Below are 4,436 nucleotides of genomic sequence, written 5' to 3' on the forward strand. Positions count from 1 at the left end.
CCTGGCGGCCGTAGCGCGGTGGTCCCACCTGACCCCATGCCGAACTCAGAAGTGAAACGCCGTAGCGCCGATGGTAGTGTGGGGTCTCCCCATGCGAGAGTAGGGAACTGCCAGGCATCAAATAAAAGCGAAAGGCTCAGTCGAAAGACTGGGCCTTTTTGCTGTGCACGTTCTACTGAGACAGGCAAGCCAATCCCAACAGGATCGGGTAAACTAGTTGAGTTGATATTCCGGAAAATGGCTGACATGAACTCCTCTCTTAAACCCTTCAATACCTTCGGCATTCAGGCAACTGCGGCACATATTGTTATCGCTGAATCTGTACAACAGCTTACTGAAGCATGGGCAGAATCGACGCAGGCTCATCAGCCAGTCCTTATTCTGGGGGAAGGCAGTAACGTTCTTTTCCTCGAAAACTTCGAAGGCACGGTCATTATCAATCGTATTAAAGGGATTGAAATTGCTGAGACGGATGATGCCTGGTTGCTCCATGTCGGTGCTGGTGAAAACTGGCATCACCTCGTGGAATATACTCTCCAACAAGGCATGCCAGGTCTGGAAAACCTTGCTCTGATACCGGGCTGCGCCGGCTCATCACCTATTCAAAATATTGGCGCGTATGGCGTTGAAATTAAGAAGGTCTGTAGCTATGTCGACTGCGTTGAGCTAAGCAGTGGCCGGGCACTGCGTTTAACAAACGTAGAATGCCGCTTTGGCTATCGGGACAGCATATTCAAGCATGACTACCAGGATCGTTTTGCTATAGTGGCTGTTGGCTACCGTTTGCCTAAAATATGGAAGCCAGTTCTTAGCTACGGCGATCTGACGAAACTGGATCCAGCAACTGTAACGCCTCAGCAGGTTTTTGAAAGCGTCTGCAATATGAGGACCTCGAAGCTGCCCGATCCTAAAGTGAATGGAAATGCCGGCAGTTTTTTCAAAAATCCCGTAATTAGCGCGATACAGGCAGCAAAACTGATTTCCAACGTGGCAAACGTTCCCCATTATCCACAACCGGACGGCAGCGTTAAGCTGGCTGCAGGATGGCTGATCGATCAGTGTCAGCTTAAGGGATACCGCATCGGTGGAGCCGCAGTTCATCGGCAGCAGGCTTTGGTCATCATTAACGAAGAAAATGCCAGCAGCGCAGATGTTGTTGCTCTTGCACACTACGTACGCCAGCAGGTTGGTGAAAAGTTTGATGTCTGGCTTGAGCCTGAGGTGCGATTTATGGGTGGTAAAGGGGAAGTCAGCGCCGTGGAGGCTATCGCGTGAAAGATAATCGAGTCCCGTTAACGTTAATCAGTATCCTGGCCGACGGTGAGTTTCATTCCGGTGAGCAATTGGGCGAGCAGCTAGGCATGAGCCGGGCGGCCATTAATAAGCATGTTCAAACCCTGCGAGACTGGGGAATCGATGTCTTTACCGTTCCAGGCAAGGGGTATAGCTTGCCGGAGCCTATCCAGTTACTGGATGAAGATTTTATTAAATCACAGATAGAGAGCGGGACGGTTGCTGTCCTGCCGGTAATTGATTCTACCAACCAATACCTGCTTGACCGACTCAATTCCCTTCAGTCTGGCGATGCGTGTATAGCGGAATACCAGCAGGCTGGCCGCGGAAGACGGGGCCGTCAGTGGTTCTCTCCCTTTGGGGCAAACCTCTATTTGTCCATGTACTGGCGCCTGGAGCAGGGGCCTGCGGCGGCAATTGGACTAAGCCTGGTTATCGGTATCGTGATGGCAGAAGTATTGCAACGTCTTGGGGCAGAAGACGTCAGGGTTAAATGGCCAAACGATCTCTATCTCAACGACCGTAAGCTCGCCGGTATTCTGGTTGAACTCACAGGGAAAACAGGGGATGCCGCGCAAATAGTTATTGGTGCTGGGATCAATCTTGCGATGCGTAATGTTGCTACCGATGTGATTAATCAGGGATGGATCAACCTCCAGGAAGCCGGTATCCGCATTGACAGGAATACGCTGGCTGTCACCCTAATCCAGGAGTTACGTACGGCACTGCAGCTGTTTGAGCAGGAAAGTCTATTACCGTTCCTGCCCCGTTGGGAAAAATTAGATAACTTTATCAATCGGCCGGTAAAACTCATTATCGGAGAACGAGAGGTTCATGGAATATCTCGCGGCATTAATGAGCAGGGTGGATTATTGTTGGAGCAGGACGGAGTAATAAAAGCCTGGGTTGGCGGTGAGATTTCTCTGCGCGGAGCAAATTAAAAAGAGGGGGACTAACCCCCTCATCTCATTATTTTCTCAGTTTGACGCAATCAACGGCATGATTAGCACTTTTGGTCATGATTAAGCTCGCACGATCGCGGGTCGGTAATATATTTTGTTTTAAATTCAATAAATTAATCTCACTCCATAGCTGTGTTGCAATATTTATTGCCTCATCCTTAGAGAGTTTTGCATAGCTATGGAAATAAGAGTTTGGATCGGTGAAAGCCCCTTCACGGAATTTTAAGAACCTGTTTATATACCAATTCTGTAATAGCTCTTCCGGCGCATCTACATATATAGAAAAATCGACGAAGTCAGAAACAAATACATGATGTGGATCGTGTGGATAATCCATACCACTTTGAAGAACGTTGAGTCCTTCCAGAATCAAAATATCCGGCTGGGCCACCGTTTTGTCACCGTCAGGGATCACGTCATACACTAAATGCGAATAAACCGGTGCCGTAACGTTAGTTGCGCCAGATTTGATATCAGAGACAAATTTTACCAGACGATGCATATCGTAAGATTGCGGGAAGCCTTTCTTCTTCATCAAGTTGCGCTCTTTGAGCACCTTATTCGGATGAAGGAAGCCGTCAGTGGTAATCAGCTCAACCTTGCGATGCTCAGGCCAGCGGCTGAGTAACGCCTGCAGTACGCGCGCCGTAGTGCTTTTCCCGACAGCCACACTGCCCGCAATACTTATGATATACGGAATGCGCTGGCCATTTGTGCCAAGAAACTGCTCAAGTACGGCCTGGCGCCGCAGGTTTGAACTGATATAAAAATTGAGCAGGCGAGACAGCGGCAGGTAAATCTCAGCCACTTCTTCCAGGGAAAGGTCCTCGTTAATGCCTTTTAACCGGGCAATTTCCCCTTCGGTTAGCGTCATCGGGACAGAGTCGCGCAAAGCTGCCCATTGGCTCCGGTCAAATTCTAAGTAGGGGGTTGTTGCCAACATTTGCTCTTTATTACTCATAAGCATGCTTCTGCCTGTAATTCAGGACAAAATATACGCGCTACATTCTCGAACGCAGGAAACCAAGCGTTCTGTATCAAAAGTATGCAGCGTATTTAACTTTTCAATAGTGGGCAGGAGGGTAACACCGGAATGAAGAGAACGATAAGAAAAAATCAACGGCAGTGATGTATTACGGCGGATACATCACGTTGCGCTTAAGTAAAAGAAAGGTCTGCGAGTCATTTTAGGCACCCAATCTTATTTTTTATGCTTGTTGTTTGTCATTCTGACATCGCCAGGCAGCTGCTCGAGGAAAAACGAGTGCCTGGGATGATGGATATTTGCTCTCAATTGGTGCTTTAGCCACCAGATTTTCGAGATCTAGTGCAAAATGTGAGCGGTAGTGCATTTTATGCGATTTTTTTGTTGCATGAGCGGCGCTGTCTTCCTAGAATGCGCGCTACTTGATGCCGGCTTAGCTCAGTAGGTAGAGCAACTGACTTGTAATCAGTAGGTCACCAGTTCGATTCCGGTAGCCGGCACCATCAAGTACCCCAGGTGGGGTTCCCGAGCGGCCAAAGGGAGCAGACTGTAAATCTGCCGTCATCGACTTCGAAGGTTCGAATCCTTCCCCCACCACCATATTCGGCAACGCACTGCGGAGCCCGAGGCGATAAACAACAGTTTTTCGACTCGAATACTGAGAGGCCATCTCTCATATTCACTACAGAAAGATTCAGGTAGCCGAGTTCCAGGATGCGGGCATCGTATAATGGCTATTACCTCAGCCTTCCAAGCTGATGATGTGGGTTCGATTCCCACTGCCCGCTCCAACAAGATGTGCTGATATAGCTCAGTTGGTAGAGCGCACCCTTGGTAAGGGTGAGGTCGGCAGTTCGAATCTGCCTATCAGCACCACTTCTTTATCTCCTCCCTGTTTCTCTTCTGTTAATGCATTCAGCTAATTCAGGCATATGCCTGGTTGATGTGGTGATATCACCGATTTATCCGTGTCTTAGAGGGACAATCGATGTCTAAAGAAAAGTTTGAACGTACAAAACCGCACGTTAACGTCGGTACTATCGGCCACGTTGACCATGGTAAAACAACGCTGACCGCTGCAATCACTACCGTTCTGGCTAAAACCTACGGTGGTTCTGCTCGTGCATTCGACCAGATCGATAACGCACCAGAAGAAAAAGCTCGTGGTATCACCATCAACACCTCCCACGTTGAAT

The 4,436-nt window shown here is 48.8% G+C and carries 4 protein-coding genes, 4 tRNA genes and 1 rRNA gene; 8 read left to right on the top strand and 1 reads right to left on the bottom strand.

Going from position 1 to position 4,436, the window contains the following annotated elements:
• From rrf to birA, 3 genes are all read left to right on the top strand, one after another.
• A 5S ribosomal RNA gene (gene rrf, locus F3J29_RS22520) occupies positions 1-116 on the top strand.
• Positions 117-246: 130 nt separating this feature from the next.
• Entirely contained in the window at positions 247-1,275 is a 1,029-nt protein-coding gene (murB, locus tag F3J29_RS22525) for a UDP-N-acetylmuramate dehydrogenase (protein WP_166869378.1), read from the top strand.
• Positions 1,272-2,234 carry a bifunctional biotin--[acetyl-CoA-carboxylase] ligase/biotin operon repressor BirA gene (gene birA, locus F3J29_RS22530; RefSeq protein WP_166869381.1) on the top strand — a complete coding sequence of 321 codons (963 nt, stop codon included), beginning with the start codon at positions 1,272-1,274 and terminating at the stop codon, positions 2,232-2,234. The genes murB and birA overlap by 4 nt, the downstream gene beginning before the upstream one ends.
• Before the next feature lie 28 nt (positions 2,235-2,262).
• On the opposite strand, the gene coaA is transcribed toward birA, so the two are convergent.
• The gene (gene coaA, locus F3J29_RS22535; protein WP_166869383.1) at positions 2,263-3,216 is read right to left on the bottom strand and encodes a type I pantothenate kinase; all 954 of its coding nucleotides are present in this window, start codon (positions 3,214-3,216) and stop codon (positions 2,263-2,265) included.
• 451 nt (positions 3,217-3,667) lie between these two features.
• Between coaA and F3J29_RS22540 the strand changes: the two genes are divergently transcribed.
• The 5 genes from F3J29_RS22540 to F3J29_RS22560 all read left to right on the top strand — a co-directional run.
• Positions 3,668-3,743, top strand: a tRNA-Thr gene (locus tag F3J29_RS22540).
• Positions 3,744-3,755: 12 nt separating this feature from the next.
• A tRNA-Tyr gene (locus F3J29_RS22545) sits at positions 3,756-3,840 on the top strand.
• A gap of 116 nt (positions 3,841-3,956) precedes the next feature.
• A tRNA-Gly gene (locus tag F3J29_RS22550) sits at positions 3,957-4,031 on the top strand.
• Positions 4,032-4,040: 9 nt separating this feature from the next.
• Positions 4,041-4,116 (top strand) — tRNA-Thr (locus F3J29_RS22555).
• A 112-nt stretch (positions 4,117-4,228) separates the two neighbouring features.
• Positions 4,229-4,436 (top strand): GTP-binding protein (locus tag F3J29_RS22560; RefSeq protein ID WP_021242225.1); only part of this gene is annotated, 208 nt, incomplete at its 3' end.

Source organism: Enterobacter sp. Cy-643 (assembly GCF_011752815.1).
GTDB lineage: Bacteria > Pseudomonadota > Gammaproteobacteria > Enterobacterales > Enterobacteriaceae > Cedecea.